This window comes from Hydrogenophaga sp. PBL-H3, from assembly GCF_010104355.1.
Taxonomy (GTDB): Bacteria; Pseudomonadota; Gammaproteobacteria; order Burkholderiales; family Burkholderiaceae_C; genus Hydrogenophaga.
This window is the reverse complement of record NZ_CP044972.1, coordinates 4,210,598-4,227,736: the sequence shown is the minus strand read 5'-3', so window position 1 is coordinate 4,227,736 and position 17,139 is coordinate 4,210,598. Positions and strand designations below refer to the sequence as shown.

The following is a 17,139-nucleotide window of genomic DNA, read 5'->3' as shown; positions in this document are numbered from 1 at the left end:
GCTGCCGGCATTCAACCCAGCAGAGCTGGAAACAGCTTCACCAGCCCGGTGGCCATCACCTCCACCGACAACGCCGCGAGGATCAACCCCATCAAGCGCGTCATCACGTTGATGCCGGTCTGCCCCAGAAAGCGCGCGATCGGCTCGGCCAGCGTGAAGCAGATGGCGGTGGCCAGCGCGATCACCACGCCATAACCGACCAGCGCGGCGTGCTGGAAAAAAGTCTTGGCCTGGTCGGCGTAGATCACCACGGTGGACATGGTGGCCGGGCCGGTGAGCAGCGGAATGGTGAGCGGGACCACGGCGATCGAGGCGCGAGCGGAGGCGTCGCTCACCTCCTGCTCGTTGGTCTTAGCTTCGGCCGGTTGTGCGTTCAGCATGGACAGCGCCGAGGTCAGCAACAGCATGCCGCCGCCGACCTGGAAGCTGGCCAGCGAGATGCTGAAGAACTCCAGGATCTGCAGGCCGATGATGGCGCAGGTGGCGATCACCGCGAACGCACTGATGGACGAAATCATCACCGTGCGTCGCCGCTGCTTGCGGCTGAAACCCTGCGTGTAATGGATGAAAAACGGCACGATCGCCAACGGGTTGACGATGGCCAGCAGGGTGATGAGCGGCTTGAAATCCATGCTGGATTGTGACCCACCCCCGCCGCGCTGCGCGCGTCCCCCTCAAGGGGTCTACGGCTGTCCCGGCTCCCGTCGTCTGAACATGCCGTAGCCTTCCATGAACAACACCTTGTCCCCATGCTGGTTGAACATCTCCCAGGTGGTGCGCACCAGGCCCACGTCCAGCCTTTTGCTCATGGGCCGTTTTTCCAGAACGGTGTGCTGCAGGCGCAGCGTGTCGCCGGGGAACACCGGCTTGAGCCATTTCAGACTCTCCAGCCCGGGCGAGCCCAGGCTGGAGCTCTCATTCAGGAAGTTGGTCACCATCAGCCGCATGGCCATGGCGCAGGTGTGCCAGCCGCTGGCACTCAGCGCGCCGAACACCGAGGCCTGGGCGGCTTCGTGGTCCAGGTGAAACGGCTGTGGGTCGAACTGGCGCGCGAAGGCCAGGGTCTCTTCTTCGGTCGGGGTGATGGTGCCGAGGTCGCGTGTGCTGCCTACCTCAAGGTCTTCCCACCAGTACTTGATATGTGATGTGTTCATGATGTTTCGCCGCCGGGCCGCCCCAAGGCGAAATGCGCCCCCTTGGGGAGCAGCGACCCGCGCAGCGGCGGAGCGTGGGGGTTGTCCATCACGTGGGGGTTGTCCATCATCTTCCTCCAGACACGTCCAACAAACTCATGGTGGTGTAGCTCGCCGCGTCCGACAGCAGCCACACGATGGCCTGCGCCACCTCGTCGGCCGTGCCGCCGCGCTGCATGGGCACCAGGTGCTGCAGGTCGCGCACCCGGGTGGGCAGGCCGCCCGAGGCGTGGATCTCGGTCTCGATCAAGCCCGGGCGCACCGCATTCACGCGAATGCCTTCAGTCGCCACCTCCTTGGCCAGGCCGATGGTGAAGGCGTCGATGGCGCCCTTGGCCGCAGCGTAGTCCACGTACTGGCCGGGCGAGCCCAGGCGAGACGCAGCGCTGGACACGTTGACGATCGCGCCCCCCTCGCCGCCGTGTTTCGTGCTCATGCGGCGCACCGCTTCCCGCGCGCACAGCATTGAGCCGATCACGTTGATGTCGAACATGCGGCGCCAGCGCGCCACGCTCATCTCGTCGATCCGCGCGCTCACATCGACCACGCCCGCGTTGTTCACCAGTCCGCTCAGGCGGCCGAGCTTGGCGTCGATCTTCTGGAACATCGCCAGCACCTGGGCTTCGTCCGCCACATCGGCCTGCGCCGTGATGGCCGTGCCGCCGAGCTCGCGGATGGCGCGCACCACCTCGTCGGCGGCCAGCGAGTTCGCGGTGTAGTTCACCGCCACCGCCCAGCCCTGGGAGGCCGCCAGCCGCGCCGTGGCCGCGCCAATGCCGCGCCCACCACCGGTGACCAGCAACACCCGGCCACTCACCTTGTCCATAACCTGTCTCCTGCAGAAAGTGGTGGCATCGCGTACAACACTGGCTCGCCACGAAACAACCATTACAACAGCGCGAGGAGACCCGCATGCGTCACACAGTCGACTACTTCCTGGCCCCGCAGAGCCCCTGGACCTACCTGGGCCACGAGCGTTTTGCCGCCCTGGTGCGTGAGACCGGCTCAGCAGTGCGCGTGCGGCCCATGGACCTGGGCAAGATCTTTCCCCTCTCGGGCGGCCTGCCGCTGCCCAAGCGCGCGCCACAGCGCCAGGCCTACCGGCTGCTGGAGCTGCGCCGCTTCAGCGAAGCGCTCGGTGTGCCACTGCACCCGCAGCCGCGCTTCTTCCCGGTGGCCGGCGATCCGGCTGCGCGTCTGATCACCGCAGTGGCCCTGCACGACGGCGCCGACGCTGCGATGAAGCTGACCGGTGCGGTGACCACCGCCGTGTGGGCGCAGGAGCGTGACATCGCCGACCCGGGCACGCTGGCCGCCCTGCTCGCCGAGTGCGCACTGGATGAGACCCGGCTGGGCCAGTCGGAGCAGCCCGACGTGCAGGCCCTTTATGACGAAAACACACAGGCCGCGATCGACGCCAGCGTGTTCGGCGCGCCAAGCTATGTGATCGACGGCGAGCTGTTCTGGGGCCAGGACCGGCTCGACTTCGTGGCGCGCAAGCTGCGCACCTGATTCTTTTCAACCAACAACAGGAGCCATCCCATGGGACACATGATCGAACTCAAGGCCGCCGACGGCACTACCTTTCCCGCTTACGTGGCCGGGCCCGCCGGCAATCCCAAAGCCAAGGGTGGCCTGGTCGTGCTGCAGGAAATTTTCGGCGTCAATTCGCACATCCGCTCGGTGGCCGACGGTTACGCGGCCGATGGCTATTTCGTGGTCGCACCGGCCACCTTTCACCGCGTGAAGGCCGGGGTGGACCTGGGCTACACCGAGGCCGACATGGGCACCGGTTTCGGTTTCAAGACCGCTGTGGAAGCACTGCCCGCACCCGGCGTGATGGCCGACATCCAGGCCGCCATCGACCACGCCGCGCAGGCCGGCAAGGTCGGCATCGTGGGTTACTGCTGGGGTGGCCTGCTCACATGGCGTGCGGCCTGCGCGCTCAAGGGCTTGTCCGCCGCCGCGCCGTACTACGGTGGCGGCATGACCGGTGAAGCCGATGCCCACCGCGTGCCGCAGGTGCCGGTGCTGGCGCATTTCGGCGACCAGGACCACTGGATTCCGCTCGACACGGTCGAGGCGTTCAAGAAGGCGCAGCCCGGCGTGACGGTGCACGTCTACAACGCCAACCACGGCTTCAACTGCGACCAGCGTGGTTCGTACAACGAAGCCGCCGCGAAGCTCGCGCGCCAGCGCACGCTGGCTTTCTTCGCCCAGCACATCGGTTGACGCCATGTGGCGCGCTGGGCTGCTCAGTGGTCTGATGGCGGTCTGTGTGGGCGCGGCGAACGCCGCCGACTACAGCGGCCCGTTGTTCGATGCCCACCTGCACTACAACGACGAGGCCTGCGTGCACACCATGCCGACGCCGGGCTGTCCCCACCCGCTGGCCGATGTGCTGGAGCGCATGCAGAAAAATGGCGTGCGTGCCATCGTGGCCAACTCGCGACCCAACGATGGCACCAGGGTATTGGCCAGCGCACGCGATCAGACGCGGGCGGCCGGCGTCACCGTGGTGCCCTTCGTGCGCCTGTACCGCGACCGCGCCGACTACAGCAACTGGTTCCGCGACCCCACCATCGTGGACATGGTGCAGACCGAACTGGCGCGCGGCACACCCGCCGGTCCTTACCGCGGCCTGGGGGAGTTCCACCTGTACGACAGCGCGAACGCCAACGGCCCGGTGGCCCGGCAGCTCATGGCGCTGGCCGAGGAGAAGAGCCTCGCCATCCTCGCGCACGTGGACGACGCGGCGATCGACCTGCTGATGGCGAACACGCCCTCCAAGGGTCAGAAGCTGGGCTTGATCTGGGCACACACCGGCATTGGTGGCTCGTCGGTCGCCCGGGTGGACGAGCTGCTCTCGCGCTATCCGAGGCTGATGGGGGAGCTGTCCTACCGCCCGGGCCTCACCTGCGGCGACGGCCAGCTGTGCCCCGAGTGGCGCGCTCTGCTGCTCAAGCACCCGGACCGCTTCATGATCGGCTCCGACACCTGGGTGAACCAGCGCTGGCAGTCTTATGGCGAGCTCATGCGGGGCTACCGCACCTGGCTGGGTGGCCTGCCGGTCGATGTTGCGCGGCGCATCGCGTGGGACAACGGCGCAAGACTCTTTGGTCTGCCCACACCGACACCCTGAACGTGATCCAGCTGCACTTCGCTCCCAGCACCGCGGCCATGGTGCCGCACATCCTGCTCGAAGACATCGGTGTGCCTTACGAGCGCGTGCCGGTCGACAGGCTGAACGGTGGGCACAAGACGCCGGAGCACCTCGCGCTCAACCCCAATGGGCTGATCCCGGTGCTGGTCGATGGCGATACGGTGCTGTATGAGACAGCTGCGATCTGCCTGCACCTGTGCGACACCCATCCGCAGGCCGGGCTGCTGCCCGCGCCAGGCACGCCGGAGCGAGCTCAGGCCTACAAATGGCTGGTGTGGCTCACCAACACGCTGCAGGCCACGCTCATCGTTTACTTCTACCCCGAGCGCTGGATGAACGAAGGCAACACCGCCGGCGTGGCCGAGCTCAAAGCCCACGCGCAGGCGCGTGTGGGTCCCTTGCTCGACCAGCTCGACGCCGAACTCGCGCGCCATGGCGGGCCGTGGTTCATGGGGTCCGCCTACTCGGCGCTCGACCCCTATGTTTTCACGCTGTGCCGCTGGACGCGCAACTTCTCCAGCGCGCCGGCGCGCGAACGTGCTCACCTGGGCCCGTACCTGCGGCGCGTGCTGGAGCGCCCAGCGGTCCAGCGCATGTTGGCCAACGAAGGCCTGAGCGCACCGTATTTCTGAGGCGTTCAGCGCGCCGTGCGCGCCAGGTAGCGCTTGCGCCAGAACACCACGCCCAGCACCGCGGCAGTGAGCGCCATGGAGCCCATGGCCCACCAGAAACCACTCTTCAGGTGGGTCAGCGGGATGAACTCGAAGTTCATGCCGAAGATGCCGGCGATCAGGTTCAGCGGCAGGAAGATCGCAGTGAGTGCCGTGAGCGTGCGCATGATGTCGTTCGTGCGGTTGCTCTGGGCCGAGAAGTGCATCTGCACGGCGGTCTCGGCGTTCTGCTCCAGCCGGCGCACGTGGTGCACCACACGCTCGATGTGTTCGAGCACGTCGCGCGAACGCACCTTGAGCAGCTCCAGCCCGCGCTGGCCGCCGTTGTGCTCGTTGGGCTCCCAGGTGTTCAGTGCCTCGATCCAGTCCTGGATCGCCGAGCGCTGGTCTTCGCAGATTTCGTCGAGGTGGTGCAGTGAGATGCGGGCATCCAGCAGGGAGCCCCAGTTGCTGAAGCGCGCGCGCGGGCTCAGCAGTTCTCCTTGCCAGTGGTCGAGCTGGCGCGTGAGTTCGCGCCGCAGGTCCAGGTAACCGTCGACCATCTGGTTGACGATGCGCAGCATCAGGTCGGCCGGGCTCGGCGGCAGGGCAATGCCGGCGGCGCGAGAGGCTGCGGTGGTCGCTGTCATGAGCCGTGTGGCGTAGTGGTCCAGCACCTGGCAACCCGCGGGGTGGACGGTGAGCAGCACGCGGTCGAACACCGCGAACCCGACCGGGCTGGTGTCGATGCGCCGCAGCACCGGGGGGCCGCCGCGTTTGAGGGTCTGCGTCAACACCGCGCCCGGGTGGGCCAGGTCGGTTTCGCTGTGGCCCGTGGTGAGCCGCCGGAACACCAAGATGTCGTACTGCGAGGTGTAGTCGTAGTGCGAGGGCAGCTGGTTGTTGAGCAGGTCCGAGATGTGCAGGTCCACCAGCGTCATGCCCGACAGCACCTGCAAAGTGGATTGCACCGCGCCTTGCTCCAGCTCGAATTCCCGCCGCCCGCAGGCGATCCAGACGTAGCCTTTGGCGGGCAGCACCATCGGCAGGTTCGTGGACTCGCTCACCGAGCCGGGCAGGATGTGGAAGACGCGCATGGGGTGGGACCTCAGCCGCGCAGCAGCCGGGCGGCGTCGCGCGCGAAATAGGTCAGTACACCGTCCGCGCCCGCGCGCTTGAAGGCCAGCAGGCTCTCCATCATCACCGCGTCGTGGTCCAGCCAGCCGTTGAGGGCGGCAGCCTTGAGCATGGCGTACTCGCCGCTGACCTGGTAGGCGAAGGTGGGCACGGCGAACTCGTCTTTTACCCGGCGCACGATGTCCAGATAGGGCATGCCGGGTTTGACCATCACCATGTCGGCGCCTTCGGCCAGATCCAGGGCCACCTCGCGCAGGGCCTCGTTGGAATTGCCCGGGTCCATCTGGTAGACCTTCTTGTCGGCCTTGCCCAGGTTGGCGGCCGAGCCCACCGCGTCGCGGAACGGGCCGTAGAACGCGCTGGCGTACTTGGCGCTGTAGGCCATGATCTTCGTGTGCACCAGGCCGTGGGCCTCGAGCGCGGCGCGAATGGCGCCGATGCGCCCGTCCATCATGTCGCTGGGCGCGACCATGTCCACGCCCGCCTGGGCCTGGTTCACAGCCTGCTTCACCAGGATCTCCACCGTGGGGTCGTTCAGGATGTAGTTGTGCTCGTCGAGCAGCCCGTCCTGACCGTGGCTGGTGTAGGGGTCGAGCGCCACGTCGGTCATCACGCCGAGCTGCGGGAAGCGCCTTTTCAGCTCGCGCACCACGCGCGGTACAAGGCCGTCGGGGTTCAGCGCCTCCTGGCCGTCGGGCGTCTTCAGCGACTGGTCGATCACCGGGAACAGCGCCATCACCGGAATGCCCAGCGCCACACACTCTTCGGCCACCGGCAGCAGCAGGTCCAGGCTCAGGCGTTCCACGCCCGGCATGGAGCTCACCGCCTCGCGGCGGTTCGCGCCGTCGAGCACGAACACGGGGTAGATCAGGTCGGCCGCGCTCAGCCGGTGTTCACGCACCAGATCGCGGGTGAACGGATCCCGGCGCAGGCGGCGGGGGCGGCTGAAGGGGTAGGGGGCGGGGGTGTGCATCGGCCTATTGTGGCAAACAGAAGCGCCCGGCGTGTGTCGCACGGGTCCCCGTTTCGGGGCGCAGGCGAGGTGTCCAGGATCTAAAAGTTGGCGCCATTGTGTTGAACTCCACAGTAAGAAGAAATGATTGATACCTCCCCACGGTTCACACCGGGCGCACGGTGATATTTTCGGGTCCCAGCCTGCGTGCGCCCCACTCCAACGTCCCATGCTCTCAGTCAAAAAGAACATTGCCAGCGTGCCTGCCGCCGTGAAACCGGGCAGTCAAGCCGATCTGCCCTGGTCACTGGAAGAGCACTGGCCCGTCCTGGTGGCGGGTCTGGCCGACCAGATCACCGAAGGCATCAGCGCGCTGCAAAACAGCATCGACCTTCTGCTTTCCAAGGAGCGCATCACCCGTCTGGAGCACCGTGCATTGAGCATTCCCACCGAGCGTCTGAAGGTGGCCGGGATCAGCGCGCAGCAAATCAACCGTTTCTACGGTGGTCGCATCCGCCAGTCGCATGAAAAGGTCGACATGGCTCAGTTGGTCGAAGGCGTGTTGCAGGAGCGCAAGAACGAGTTCAGCGTGCTCGGCATCGAATTGCGCCGCAAGCTCAAGCCGGTGGAAGTGCTGGTGGATCCCACGGTGGGTTACACATTCGTGAACGCGGTACTCGACTGGGGGCTGCCCTTTGGCAGTCGCATCGATGTGCGAATGGACTTGAACGCATGGCCAAAACACGCTCGACTGCAGGTTCGCGTCTCCAACGACGGCCTGCCGCCTTCCAGCACCGCCATGATGGACAGCCTGAGCTGGGTGCTTATCCGCCAGATTGCACAGACCGCGGGCGGCATTGAAATCGACCGCGAGACCACCGACGATGGCGTGAACTTCACGGCCATGTTCACGCGCACGGTGCAGGCCGTGGATGGCATCTCCGCCGTAGAACTCTCCGACGACCATTCGTCGATGTTCAAGTCGCTCTCCGGGGTCTATGTGTTGACGGTTTCGTCGGCCCTGCAGATCCGTGCCGACGTGCGCGATGCCCTGCGCGAGATCGGCGTCATGTCCGACAGCGTGGTCGATTTCGAGCAAGCGCGTCAGGCAGTCCGCAGCCGCATGCCCAACCTGATCGTTGTGGATGCGGGGCTCAAGGGCGATGCCTTTGAATTGTTCCGGCGCGAACTGCTGCGCGAAGTTTTCGAGTTCCCTTTCGTCGAAATTTCACCGGATGACAGCTCGTTCGACATGTCGGGTTTTGGAGAGCTGTCCATGGCCAAGGTGGGGCGCGGCAACATTCGTGAAGCGCTGGGCACGGCCGTCATGTTCGAGCTCGCCAAGATGATGTAGCAAGATTTTCTTACACCATATTTTCCGCCATTTCAATGTCAAAGTTGACAGGTCAAAGTTGGATATCCGATTTGATTGGTGTACCATTTCAGCGGGCTGCTGCGAGGTAGCTCCCCGCTTTTCCTCCCTGAGCGGGTGCCTTAGTGTGTGACAGCAAAAAGGCTTCCCAACCCGGCCCAACTGGCCGGGTTTTTTTTGTCTGCCCGTTGGCGGTGCTCCGTGCGATACCCGGTCAATGCCGACACTGCGCACTACACTGACCCACATGCTCTGGGTCAAATCCTTTCACATCGTTTTCGTGGCCAGCTGGTTTGCCGGTCTCTTTTACCTGCCCCGAATTTTCGTGAATCTGGCGATGGTTCCACCCGAAAGTGTGGCCGAGCGTGAGCGCTTGCTCTTGATGGCGCGCAAGCTGATGCGCTTCACCAGTCTGTTGGCGGTTCCCGCGTTGGCTCTTGGTCTGTGGCTGTGGCTGGGTTATGGCATCGGCATGGGCGCTGGCAACGGATGGATGCATGCCAAGCTGTTCGTGGTCCTGCTGGTCCTGGGCTACCACCACACATGCGGCGTGATGCTCCGGCAGTTCGCACGGGGCGCCAACCGCCGCAACCATGTCTGGTACCGCTGGTTCAACGAGGCCCCGGTGATCTTGCTGGTGGCAGCGGTGGTGCTGGTGGTCGTCAAGCCGTTCTGACGTTTTGAATGCGCGCTCATCCGCCTGGCCGCTGGCGTTTCTGTTCGCCTGCCTGGTGGTGTACGCCAGCCTGTACCCGTTCACCGGCTGGCGCGACCAGGGCGTGGTGCCGCTCGCGTTCCTGCAGGCACCTTTGCCCCAGTACTGGACGGGCTTTGACATTGCCTCCAACTTGGTCGGGTATGCCCCGCTGGGATTCCTGTTGGCGCTGGCATCGCAGCGCTCCGGCACCGGAGCCGCCCGCTGGTCGTGGGTGGTGGCGCTGGGTCTGCCGACGTTGCTGTCCTTGGCGGTGGAAATGTTGCAGAGCTACCTGCCCATGCGGGTGTCTTCCAATGTGGATCTGGTTTTGAACGTCGCAGGCGCTGCCCTGGGGGTGGCGCTGGCGCTGTTGATCGAGCGCCTGGGAGCGCTGCGCCGCTGGAGCCAGATCCGCGCCAACTGGTTCGAGCCTTCGGCACACGGGAGTCTTGTGCTGCTGGCGCTGTGGCCTTTTGCCCTGCTGTATCCCCAACCGGTTCCATTCGGCCTTGGTCATGTCTGGGACCGCCTTGAATCGGGCCTCACCGCGTTGCTGATCGACACGCCGTTTCTGGAGTGGGTGCCTGTGCGCGAGTTCGCTCCCGTTCCCCTGAGTCCGCTGGCAGAGGCGTTCTGCATTGGTCTGAGCGTGCTGGCTCCCCTCCTCATGGGCTATGCCGACATGCGTTCGCGTGCTCGTCGTTTGGTGTTCTGCGGTTTGCTGCTGGGCGGCGCCGTGTGCGTGGCGGGCCTGTCGGCTGCCCTGACCTACGGCCCTGACCATGCCTGGGCCTGGATCACGCCGCAAGCCCAGCTCGGCCTGGCTGCGACCCTGGTTGCGGGAGTGCTTTTTGTGGCCATGCCGCGCCGGATGTGCAACGTGGTAATGCTGTTGTGCTTGGCGGTGTCGCTGAGCCTTCTTAATGGCGCGCCCATCAGTCCCTACTTCGCCCAGTCTCTGGAGGCTTGGGAGCAGGGACGATTCATCCGTTTCCACGGCTTGTCCCAATGGCTGGGCTGGTTGTGGCCCTTTGCCGCACTCGTGTTCGGCCTGCTGGCAGTGTCCCGCTCAACGTATGTGTCCTCGCACACCTCTAAAATCGATCTATGAGTGAAAACAAGTCTTATTACGAACGCCACATTTTCTTCTGTCTCAATCAGCGGAACAACGGCGAAGCCTCCTGCGCCGACCACAATGCTCAGGCGGCATTCGACCGCTGTAAATCACAGGCCAAGGCGCAGGGGCTTCTGGGCGCGGGCAAGGTTCGCGTGAACAAGGCGGGTTGCCTGGATCGCTGTGCAGGTGGTCCGATCGCCGTGGTTTACCCGGAAGCCGTCTGGTACAGCTACGTTGACGAGCACGACATTGATGATATTGTGCAGTCGCATCTGCGCGATGGCGTGGTGGTCCAGCGGCTGGTGACGCCGTCCGATGTGGGGCGCTGAGCCTCCGGTGTCTGCCCGTTGCATGGTGAATCCAGACCCCAAGGCAGGAGCATGAACGCCCAGACCGAAAGCTTGACGATGGCTGGCCCTGCGGGGCAGATTGAGCTGGCCATTGACCGGCCCGATGGTGCGGCGCGGGGTACCGCGGTCATCGCGCACCCCCATCCGCTGCATGGCGGCACGCTGACCAACAAGGTGGTGCAAACGCTGGCCCGGGCCAGTGTGTTGGCGGGCTGGACAGCGGTGCGGTTCAATTTCAGGGGCGTGGGCGCCAGCGAGGGCGTGTACGACGAAGGTCGTGGTGAACTCGACGACCTGCTGGCTGTGGTCGCCGCTCACGCGGCCGAGGGCCCGCTGTGTCTGGCAGGCTTCTCGTTTGGGGCCTTTGTCACCAGCCACGCTGCCGCGAACCTGCATGCTTCGCGCGACATCCAGCGCCTGGTGCTCGTCGGCACGGCAACCAGCCGATTCGACGCCGCCCCCGTTCCTGCGGAACTCCACACCCGAACCCTGGTCGTTCATGGGGAGCAGGACGATACTGTCCCACTGGCCAGCGTGATGGACTGGGCCAGGCCCCAGGTGCTGCCAGTGCTGGTGGTGCCGGGTGGAGGTCATTTTTTTCACGGCCAGCTCCCGATGTTGCGGGAACTGGTGTTGCGTCACCTGCGCGCCTGAGGGCGCGCCGGCTTTTCTTTTTGATTCCCCTCTAAGGACCGGATTTTGTTGCGTCGTCTTTCTTCTCTCCTCTTGTCTGCCTGCCTGATCGTTGGCTCGGCGTTGCCCGCATCGGCCCAGATGCCCCAAGCCCCCGAGGTGGCTGCCAAGGCTTACCTCTTGATGGATGTGACGTCCGGGCAGGTTCTGGCCTCCATGAATCCCGACCAGGCTGTGGAGCCGGCATCGCTGACCAAGCTGATGACGGCCTACATCGTTTTTGACGCCCTCAAGGCCGGCAAGATCAGCCTCACGCAGACCATGCCTGTGAGCGAGCGCGCCTGGAAGATGCCCGGATCGCGCATGTTCATCGACCCCAAGATGCAAGTCCCGGTGGAAGACCTCATCAAAGGCATGATCGTGCAGTCGGGTAACGATGCCACCGTGGCCCTGGCCGAAGGCGTGGCGGGTTCGGTGGAGCGTTTTGTGGAGCTCATGAACGCTCAGGCCAAATCCCTGGGCATGACGGCGACCGGCTATCGCAACGCGGAAGGCTTGACCGAAGCGGGGCACACCACCACCGCCCGCGATCTGGCCACCCTGGCCAACCGCCTGATGACCGACTTCCCGCAATACGTTCCGTACTACGCGATCCAGCGATACCGCTACCCCGGCACGCCGGCGACCAACGACACCAACCGCAACCTCCTGTTGTTTCGCGATCCCAGCGTCGACGGCTTGAAGACGGGTCACACCAGCGCGGCCGGTTATTGCCTGGTAGCAACCGCACGCCGCCAGGTGCCTGGCCTGGGCGAGGGCGCACAAGGCCAGCGACGCCTCATCAGCATCCTGCTGGGTGCATCCAGCGAAAACGCCCGCGCAGCCGAAACCCAGAAGCTCCTGAACTGGGGCTACACGGCCTTTGACGCCGTGCGCCTGTTTCCTGCGGGCCAACCCGTGGCCACACCGCGGGTCTGGAAGGGCAAAGCCGAACAAGTGCGCCTCGGGCGTCCTGAAGGCGTGGTCGTTTCCGTGCCGGCGGGCGAAGGCGCCAAGCTCAAGACTGAGGTGGTCCGCCCTGACCCCCTGGTGGCACCGCTCAACCGCGGTGACGCTCTGGGCACGCTGCGCGTGAGCCTGGCCAGCGGCACGAAAGTGGCCGACATTCCCCTGGTCGTCATGGACACGGTGGAAGAAAGCGGCGTATTCGGCCGCGCCTGGGACGCCATCCGCCTCTGGATTCAGTGACACAACCGGCCCCTGCATTGCCAGGGTGCCACCCCCGTGCTACATTAGCGGGCTTTTCGGAATTTTCCGAAGAGCTTTCCGTTTTCGCTTTTTTCAAACGTTTAGGGACGTTTTCAATGCCAACCATCAATCAACTCGTGCGCCACGGCCGGGAGGTCGAAAAGACCAAATCCAAGAGCCCGGCCATGGAAAACTCTCCGCAGCGTCGCGGTGTGTGCACCCGTGTGTACACCACGACCCCCAAGAAGCCCAACTCCGCTCTGCGTAAAGTCGCCAAAGTGCGCCTGACCAACGGTTTTGAGGTGATCTCCTACATCGGCGGCGAAGGCCACAACCTCCAGGAACACAGCGTCGTGCTGGTTCGCGGTGGTCGTGTCAAGGACTTGCCCGGTGTGCGTTATCACATCGTGCGTGGCTCGCTCGACTTGCAAGGCGTGAAAGACCGCAAGCAGTCGCGCTCCAAGTACGGTGCGAAGAAGCCCAAGGCCAAGTAATCTGGTTTGAATTCAAGGTGCTGTTTCCCGCGTGGCGCGGTGAATCAGCGTAGTGACCCCAAGCACGGAATTGTCCGTGTGGGTCGAGTAAGTGGGGGTTCCAATGACCTCCGCGGTGTCTGCCAAGGCGCCAACTGAAGCAATATGAGGTGAAAAAATGCCACGTCGTCGCGAAGTCCCTAAACGTGAAATCCTGCCGGATCCCAAGTTCGGCAATGTCGAGCTCTCCAAGTTCATGAACGTGATCATGGAAGGCGGCAAGAAAGCTGTCGCCGAGCGCATCATTTATGGCGCGCTGGAGCAGATCGAGAAGAAGAGCGGCAAAGACCCTGTCGAAATCTTCTCGGTCGCCATCAACAACGTCAAGCCCATGGTGGAAGTGAAGTCCCGCCGTGTTGGTGGCGCCAACTACCAGGTGCCCGTTGAAGTGCGCCCTGTCCGTCGTCTGGCGCTCTCCATGCGCTGGATCAAGGAAGCCGCGCGCAAGCGCAGCGAAAAGTCCATGGCCCTGCGCCTGGCGAACGAACTGATTGAAGCCACCGAAGGCCGTGGCGGCGCCATGAAAAAGCGCGATGAAGTGCACCGCATGGCCGAGGCCAACAAGGCCTTCAGCCACTTCCGCTTCTGATCCGGGCCACCGCCCCTTAGAGCATCCAGAACCGAGAGCCCGCATCCCTTGTTCCAAGGGTGGCGGGCTCGATCCCTTTTCGGAGTATTTCCATGTCCCGCATCACGCCCCTCGAGCGCTATCGCAACATTGGTATTTCCGCGCACATCGATGCCGGCAAGACCACCACCACCGAACGCATCCTGTTCTACACCGGTGTGAACCACAAGATCGGTGAAGTTCACGATGGCGCTGCCACCATGGACTGGATGGAGCAGGAGCAGGAGCGCGGCATCACGATCACCTCGGCTGCCACCACCTGCTTCTGGAAGGGCATGGACATGTCCTTCCCCGAGCACCGCATCAACATCATCGACACCCCCGGCCACGTGGACTTCACCATCGAGGTGGAGCGTTCCATGCGCGTGCTGGACGGTGCCTGCATGGTGTACTGCGCCGTGGGTGGCGTGCAGCCCCAGTCGGAAACCGTCTGGCGCCAAGCCAACAAGTACAAGGTGCCGCGCCTGGCCTTCGTGAACAAGATGGACCGCACCGGTGCCAACTTCTTCAAGGTCGTCGAGCAGATGAAGCTGCGCCTGAAGGCCAACCCCGTGCCGATCGTGATCCCGATCGGCGCCGAGGAAAACTTCACCGGCGTGGTTGACCTGCGCAAGATGAAAGCCATCATCTGGGACGAAGCTTCGCAGGGCATGAAGTTCGAATTCCAGGAAATTCCGGCCGAGCTGCTCGAGACCGCCAAGATCTGGCGCGAGAAGATGGTCGAGGCTGCTGCCGAGGCGTCCGAAGAGCTGATGAACAAGTACCTGGAAGAGGGCGACCTCTCCGAGGAAGAGATCACCCACGGCCTGCGCGTGCGCACGCTGGCGGTCGAGATCCAGCCGATGCTGTGTGGCACCGCGTTCAAGAACAAGGGTGTGCAACGCATGTTGGACGCCGTGATCGAACTCATGCCTTCGCCAGTGGACATCGCCGACGTCAAGGGCACGGATGACGACGAAGAAGTCACGACCCGCAAGGCCGACGACAACGAGAAGTTTTCTGCTCTGGCATTCAAGCTCATGACCGACCCGTACGTGGGCCAGCTCACGTTCGTGCGCGTGTACTCGGGCGTGATGAAAAAAGGCGACTCCGTCTACAACCCCATCAAGGGCAAGAAAGAGCGTATCGGCCGTATCGTGCAGATGCACGCCAACAACCGCCAGGAAGTCGAAGAAATTCGCGCCGGCGACATTGCTGCCTGCGTGGGCCTGAAAGACGTGACCACGGGCGAAACCCTGTGCGATCCGGACGCCATCATCATGCTCGAGCGCATGGTCTTCCCCGAGCCGGTGATTGCACAGGCCGTGGAACCCAAGACCAAGGCCGACCAGGAAAAGATGGGCATCGCCCTGCAGCGCCTGGCCGCTGAAGATCCTTCGTTCCGCGTCAAGACCGACGAAGAATCGGGCCAGACCATCATCGCCGGCATGGGCGAGCTCCACCTGGAAATTCTGGTGGACCGCATGAAGCGTGAATTCGGCGTGGAAGCTAACGTGGGCAAGCCTCAGGTGGCCTACCGCGAAACCATCCGCAAGACGGTGGAAGATTCCGAAGGCAAGTTCGTTCGCCAGTCGGGCGGCAAGGGCCAGTACGGTCACGTGGTGTTCAAGATCGAACCCAACGAAGCCGGCAAGGGCTTCGAGTTCGTCGATGCCATCAAGGGCGGTGTGGTGCCGCGCGAGTACATCCCTGCGGTGGAAAAGGGCGTCATCGAAGCGCTGACCACGGGCGTGCTGGCCGGTTATCCGGTGGTGGACGTCAAGGTCACCCTGCATTTCGGTTCGTACCACGACGTGGACTCGTCCGAAATGGCCTTCAAGATGGCCGCCATCTTCGGTTTCAAGGAAGGCTGCCGCAAGGCAAGCCCGGTGATCCTGGAGCCCATGATGGCCGTGGAAGTGGAAACGCCTGAAGACTACGCCGGCAACGTGATGGGCGATCTGTCCAGCCGCCGCGGCATGGTGCAGGGCATGGAAGACATGGTGGGTGGCGGCAAGGCCATCAAGGCCGAAGTGCCCCTGTCCGAAATGTTCGGCTACTCCACGACCCTGCGTTCGATGTCGCAAGGCCGTGCCACGTACTCGATGGAGTTCAAGCACTACGCAGAAGCACCGCGCAACGTGGCTGAAGCCATCGTTGCCGCGCGCGCCAAGTAAGTTTTTAGCCGGTCTGCGATCACGCGCCGCCCTGTCCCCGTGCGGGGCGAACCAGCAGTGTGATGCAGACCTTAAACCGTGACACGGGTTTGTTCTTTAGGAATTGAAAAATGGCAAAAGAGAAATTTGAGCGGACCAAGCCGCACGTGAACGTGGGCACGATTGGTCACGTTGACCACGGCAAGACGACGCTGACGGCGGCGATCACGACCGTGCTGGCGGCCAAGTTTGGCGGTGCCGCCAAGGCCTACGACCAGATCGATGCAGCGCCCGAAGAGAAGGCCCGCGGCATCACGATCAACACCGCACACGTGGAATACGAGACGGCCAACCGCCACTACGCCCACGTTGACTGCCCCGGCCACGCCGACTACGTGAAGAACATGATCACCGGTGCTGCCCAGATGGACGGCGCCGTGCTGGTGTGCTCGGCCGCTGACGGCCCGATGCCCCAGACCCGCGAGCACATCCTGCTGGCCCGTCAGGTGGGCGTGCCTTACATCATCGTGTTCCTGAACAAGTGCGACATGGTCGACGACGCCGAGTTGCTCGAGCTGGTCGAAATGGAAGTGCGCGAGCTTCTGGACAAGTACGACTTCCCAGGCGACGCCACCCCCATCATCCACGGCTCGGCCAAGCTCGCCCTGGAAGGCGACAAGGGCCCGCTGGGTGAAGAGGCCATCATGAAGCTGGCCGAAGCACTGGACACCTACATTCCGCTGCCAGAGCGTGCCGTTGATGGCGCGTTCCTGATGCCAGTGGAAGACGTGTTCTCCATCTCGGGTCGCGGCACCGTGGTGACCGGCCGTATCGAGCGCGGCATCATCAAGGTCGGCGAAGAAATTGAGATCGTTGGCATCTCCGACACCCAGAAGACCACCTGCACCGGCGTGGAAATGTTCCGCAAGCTGCTGGACCAGGGCCAGGCGGGCGACAACGTCGGTATCTTGCTGCGCGGCACCAAGCGCGAAGACGTGCAGCGCGGCCAGGTGCTGTGCAAGCCCGGTTCGATCAAGCCGCACACGCACTTCACCGGCGAGATCTACGTGCTGTCCAAAGACGAAGGTGGCCGTCACACGCCGTTCTTCAACAACTACCGCCCGCAGTTCTACTTCCGCACGACCGACGTGACTGGCTCGATCGAGCTGCCCGAAGGCAAGGAAATGGTCATGCCGGGTGACAACGTGTCGATCACGGTGAAGCTGATCAACCCCATCGCCATGGAAGAAGGCCTGCGCTTCGCCATCCGCGAAGGTGGCCGCACCGTCGGTGCCGGCGTCGTTGCGAAAATCATCGCCTAAGGAGCGGAC

The 17,139-nt window shown here is 63.9% G+C and carries 19 protein-coding genes; 14 read left to right on the top strand and 5 right to left on the bottom strand.

What is annotated here, in order from left to right:
* Positions 1-11: 11 nt before the first annotated feature.
* The 3 genes from F9Z44_RS19810 to F9Z44_RS19800 form a co-directional block, all read right to left on the bottom strand.
* Positions 12-632, bottom strand: coding sequence for a MarC family protein (locus tag F9Z44_RS19810; protein ID WP_159608394.1), 621 nt, complete (start codon positions 630-632; stop codon positions 12-14).
* Between the two features lie 51 nt (positions 633-683).
* Positions 684-1,154 carry a MaoC family dehydratase gene (locus F9Z44_RS19805; RefSeq protein ID WP_159608393.1) on the bottom strand — a complete coding sequence of 157 codons (471 nt, stop codon included), beginning with the start codon at positions 1,152-1,154 and terminating at the stop codon, positions 684-686.
* A 106-nt stretch (positions 1,155-1,260) separates the two neighbouring features.
* Positions 1,261-2,019, bottom strand: coding sequence for an SDR family oxidoreductase (locus F9Z44_RS19800; protein ID WP_159608392.1), 759 nt, complete (start codon positions 2,017-2,019; stop codon positions 1,261-1,263).
* A gap of 86 nt (positions 2,020-2,105) precedes the next feature.
* Between F9Z44_RS19800 and F9Z44_RS19795 the strand changes: the two genes are divergently transcribed.
* Genes F9Z44_RS19795 through F9Z44_RS19780 form a run of 4 tightly spaced genes read left to right on the top strand, consistent with a single transcriptional unit; the run spans position 2,106 to position 4,988 of the window.
* Positions 2,106-2,705 (top strand): 2-hydroxychromene-2-carboxylate isomerase, encoded by a 600-nt coding sequence (locus F9Z44_RS19795; RefSeq protein ID WP_159608391.1) that lies wholly within the window; start codon positions 2,106-2,108, stop codon positions 2,703-2,705.
* 30 nt (positions 2,706-2,735) lie between these two features.
* Positions 2,736-3,425 (top strand): dienelactone hydrolase family protein, encoded by a 690-nt coding sequence (locus F9Z44_RS19790; RefSeq protein ID WP_159608390.1) that lies wholly within the window; start codon positions 2,736-2,738, stop codon positions 3,423-3,425.
* Between the two features lie 4 nt (positions 3,426-3,429).
* A complete protein-coding gene (locus tag F9Z44_RS19785) occupies positions 3,430-4,335 on the top strand; it encodes an amidohydrolase family protein (RefSeq protein WP_159608389.1) in 906 nt (301 codons plus the stop codon).
* A gap of 2 nt (positions 4,336-4,337) precedes the next feature.
* Positions 4,338-4,988 carry a glutathione S-transferase family protein gene (locus tag F9Z44_RS19780; protein ID WP_159608388.1) on the top strand — a complete coding sequence of 217 codons (651 nt, stop codon included), beginning with the start codon at positions 4,338-4,340 and terminating at the stop codon, positions 4,986-4,988.
* 5 nt (positions 4,989-4,993) lie between these two features.
* Here the strand turns inward: F9Z44_RS19780 and F9Z44_RS19775 are convergent, their stop codons facing one another.
* Positions 4,994-6,103 (bottom strand): magnesium transporter CorA family protein, encoded by a 1,110-nt coding sequence (locus F9Z44_RS19775; protein WP_159608387.1) that lies wholly within the window; start codon positions 6,101-6,103, stop codon positions 4,994-4,996.
* An 11-nt stretch (positions 6,104-6,114) separates the two neighbouring features.
* Entirely contained in the window at positions 6,115-7,116 is a 1,002-nt protein-coding gene (hemB, locus tag F9Z44_RS19770; RefSeq protein WP_159608386.1) for a porphobilinogen synthase, read from the bottom strand.
* Positions 7,117-7,324: 208 nt separating this feature from the next.
* On the opposite strand from hemB, the gene F9Z44_RS19765 reads away from it, so the two are divergent.
* The 10 genes from F9Z44_RS19765 to tuf all read left to right on the top strand — a co-directional run bounded on the left by F9Z44_RS19765 (position 7,325) and on the right by tuf (position 17,130).
* Positions 7,325-8,449 (top strand): hypothetical protein, encoded by a 1,125-nt coding sequence (locus F9Z44_RS19765; protein ID WP_159608385.1) that lies wholly within the window; start codon positions 7,325-7,327, stop codon positions 8,447-8,449.
* 265 nt (positions 8,450-8,714) lie between these two features.
* The gene (locus F9Z44_RS19760) at positions 8,715-9,143 is read left to right on the top strand and encodes a CopD family protein (RefSeq protein WP_159608384.1); all 429 of its coding nucleotides are present in this window, start codon (positions 8,715-8,717) and stop codon (positions 9,141-9,143) included.
* Positions 9,144-9,147: 4 nt separating this feature from the next.
* Positions 9,148-10,275 (top strand): VanZ family protein, encoded by a 1,128-nt coding sequence (locus F9Z44_RS19755; protein WP_159608383.1) that lies wholly within the window; start codon positions 9,148-9,150, stop codon positions 10,273-10,275.
* Positions 10,272-10,610, top strand: coding sequence for a (2Fe-2S) ferredoxin domain-containing protein (locus F9Z44_RS19750; protein ID WP_159608382.1), 339 nt, complete (start codon positions 10,272-10,274; stop codon positions 10,608-10,610). The genes F9Z44_RS19755 and F9Z44_RS19750 overlap by 4 nt, the downstream gene beginning before the upstream one ends.
* Positions 10,611-10,661: 51 nt before the next feature.
* Positions 10,662-11,285, top strand: coding sequence for an alpha/beta hydrolase (locus F9Z44_RS19745; protein WP_159608381.1), 624 nt, complete (start codon positions 10,662-10,664; stop codon positions 11,283-11,285).
* 120 nt (positions 11,286-11,405) lie between these two features.
* On the top strand, positions 11,406-12,512 hold the full coding sequence (locus F9Z44_RS19740; RefSeq protein ID WP_159608820.1) for a D-alanyl-D-alanine carboxypeptidase family protein: 1,107 nt from the start codon (positions 11,406-11,408) through the stop codon (positions 12,510-12,512).
* 116 nt (positions 12,513-12,628) lie between these two features.
* Positions 12,629-13,006 carry a 30S ribosomal protein S12 gene (rpsL, locus tag F9Z44_RS19735; RefSeq protein WP_056266875.1) on the top strand — a complete coding sequence of 126 codons (378 nt, stop codon included), beginning with the start codon at positions 12,629-12,631 and terminating at the stop codon, positions 13,004-13,006.
* A 157-nt stretch (positions 13,007-13,163) separates the two neighbouring features.
* Entirely contained in the window at positions 13,164-13,634 is a 471-nt protein-coding gene (gene rpsG / locus F9Z44_RS19730) for a 30S ribosomal protein S7 (protein WP_056266870.1), read from the top strand.
* Positions 13,635-13,726: 92 nt separating this feature from the next.
* Positions 13,727-15,829, top strand: a complete 2,103-nt coding sequence (fusA, locus tag F9Z44_RS19725; RefSeq protein ID WP_159608380.1) for an elongation factor G — start codon at positions 13,727-13,729, stop codon at positions 15,827-15,829.
* Between the two features lie 110 nt (positions 15,830-15,939).
* The gene (gene tuf, locus F9Z44_RS19720; protein ID WP_159603254.1) at positions 15,940-17,130 is read left to right on the top strand and encodes an elongation factor Tu; all 1,191 of its coding nucleotides are present in this window, start codon (positions 15,940-15,942) and stop codon (positions 17,128-17,130) included.
* Positions 17,131-17,139: the final 9 nt, after the last annotated feature.

Excerpts from the sequence above, each read along its gene's own strand:
- F9Z44_RS19810 (WP_159608394.1), bottom strand. The coding sequence starts at position 632 with ATGGATTTCAAGCCGCTCATCACCCTGCTGGCCATCGTCAACCCGTTG.
- F9Z44_RS19805 (WP_159608393.1), bottom strand. The coding sequence starts at position 1,154 with ATGAACACATCACATATCAAGTACTGGTGGGAAGACCTTGAGGTAGGC.
- F9Z44_RS19800 (WP_159608392.1), bottom strand. The coding sequence starts at position 2,019 with ATGGACAAGGTGAGTGGCCGGGTGTTGCTGGTCACCGGTGGTGGGCGC.
- F9Z44_RS19795 (WP_159608391.1), top strand. The coding sequence starts at position 2,106 with ATGCGTCACACAGTCGACTACTTCCTGGCCCCGCAGAGCCCCTGGACC.
- F9Z44_RS19790 (WP_159608390.1), top strand. The coding sequence starts at position 2,736 with ATGGGACACATGATCGAACTCAAGGCCGCCGACGGCACTACCTTTCCC.
- F9Z44_RS19785 (WP_159608389.1), top strand. The coding sequence starts at position 3,430 with ATGTGGCGCGCTGGGCTGCTCAGTGGTCTGATGGCGGTCTGTGTGGGC.
- F9Z44_RS19775 (WP_159608387.1), bottom strand. The coding sequence starts at position 6,103 with ATGCGCGTCTTCCACATCCTGCCCGGCTCGGTGAGCGAGTCCACGAAC.
- hemB (WP_159608386.1), bottom strand. The coding sequence starts at position 7,116 with ATGCACACCCCCGCCCCCTACCCCTTCAGCCGCCCCCGCCGCCTGCGC.
- F9Z44_RS19765 (WP_159608385.1), top strand. The coding sequence starts at position 7,325 with ATGCTCTCAGTCAAAAAGAACATTGCCAGCGTGCCTGCCGCCGTGAAA.
- F9Z44_RS19760 (WP_159608384.1), top strand. The coding sequence starts at position 8,715 with ATGCTCTGGGTCAAATCCTTTCACATCGTTTTCGTGGCCAGCTGGTTT.
- F9Z44_RS19750 (WP_159608382.1), top strand. The coding sequence starts at position 10,272 with ATGAGTGAAAACAAGTCTTATTACGAACGCCACATTTTCTTCTGTCTC.
- F9Z44_RS19745 (WP_159608381.1), top strand. The coding sequence starts at position 10,662 with ATGAACGCCCAGACCGAAAGCTTGACGATGGCTGGCCCTGCGGGGCAG.
- F9Z44_RS19740 (WP_159608820.1), top strand. The coding sequence starts at position 11,406 with ATGCCCCAAGCCCCCGAGGTGGCTGCCAAGGCTTACCTCTTGATGGAT.
- rpsL (WP_056266875.1), top strand. The coding sequence starts at position 12,629 with ATGCCAACCATCAATCAACTCGTGCGCCACGGCCGGGAGGTCGAAAAG.
- rpsG (WP_056266870.1), top strand. The coding sequence starts at position 13,164 with ATGCCACGTCGTCGCGAAGTCCCTAAACGTGAAATCCTGCCGGATCCC.
- fusA (WP_159608380.1), top strand. The coding sequence starts at position 13,727 with ATGTCCCGCATCACGCCCCTCGAGCGCTATCGCAACATTGGTATTTCC.
- tuf (WP_159603254.1), top strand. The coding sequence starts at position 15,940 with ATGGCAAAAGAGAAATTTGAGCGGACCAAGCCGCACGTGAACGTGGGC.